At 68.2% G+C, this 1,035-nt stretch carries 2 protein-coding genes; one reads left to right on the forward strand and one right to left on the reverse strand.

Annotated elements, in window-relative coordinates:
* On the reverse strand, positions 1-511 hold a 511-nt coding region (locus FA727_RS25755), incomplete at its 3' end, for an amidase family protein (RefSeq protein ID WP_246042034.1).
* 272 nt (positions 512-783) lie between these two features.
* Here FA727_RS25755 and FA727_RS25760 point away from each other — a divergent pair.
* The coding region (locus FA727_RS25760) for a sigma factor (protein ID WP_281280951.1) at positions 784-1,035 on the forward strand (252 nt) is incomplete at its 3' end.

Below are 1,035 nucleotides of genomic sequence, written 5' to 3' on the forward strand. Positions count from 1 at the left end.
TGCCATGCGCCACCGGCACGATGGCCGCGGCCACCGCCGCCGCCGCGCCGCCGCTGGAGCCACCGCCCGAGCGGTCCAGCGCGCGCGGGGTCAAGGTCGCGCCGCCATTGCGGCGGGCGTCGGTGGACGGCCCCATGCACAGTTCCGACACCGTGGTGCGGGCGAAGGGCACCAGCCCCGAGGCCTCGAAGCGCTCGGCCAGCGTGGCATCGAACGGGTACGACACGTCGTCGAACAGATGCGATCCCAGACTGGAAGGGAAGCGCCGGCTGGGCAGCCCCGAGTCCTTCAGCAGGAACGGGATGCCGCGGAAGATTCCGCGCTGGCGCCATTCGGCGGCCAGGGCCTTGCCCGTTTCCGGCTGCACGTAGGTCAACGCGTTCAGCGGCTTGCCGCGCCGCTCCGCCAGTTGCAAGGCGCAGTCCATCAACTCGGCGGGCTGCACTTCCTTGCGCGCCAGCAATGCCGCCAGATCCAGGCCGTCCAGCCCTTCGTACTCGTCAATCCGCATGCGGTTCCCCAGCTTGGACGGTCCTCGCACCCACCCGAATCGGGCGTCCGGCCGTCGATATTCATCTACGCCACAAGTATTTATTAGCAATACTTCGATAGCACATATAAATATTCTAGCCACGGATTCGCCGCGCAAGCAATGCGCCGCGGATCAGGGATTTCCCGTGCGCATCCCCCGCCAGGCGCGGCAGCGCCGCAGCCGGAACGAGGCGGCGCGCGCCCGCTGTTCCGCCTGCGGCGCGTTGTGTGAGGCGGCACGTTTACGCTACGATGATTAATTCTCATTTTCGATTCAAAGCCCGCGCCGCCAGCCGACGGCGCCGGCCCCCTCCCAGCCCTGATCCCGTGAGCGCCTCCGACTGCCCGACCCCTGCCGCCGCGCAGGCCCTCTATTGCGATCACCACCGCTGGCTGCGCAGCTGGCTGCACCGCCGGCTCGGCAATGCCGCCGACGCCGCGGATCTGGCGCATGACACCTTCATCCGGCTGCTGAGCAAGACGGTATTTCCCCGCTTCGGCAGC

It is taken from the genome of Robertmurraya kyonggiensis, assembly GCF_005116465.1.
Taxonomy (GTDB): Bacteria; Bacillota; Bacilli; order Bacillales; family Cytobacillaceae; genus Robertmurraya; species Robertmurraya kyonggiensis.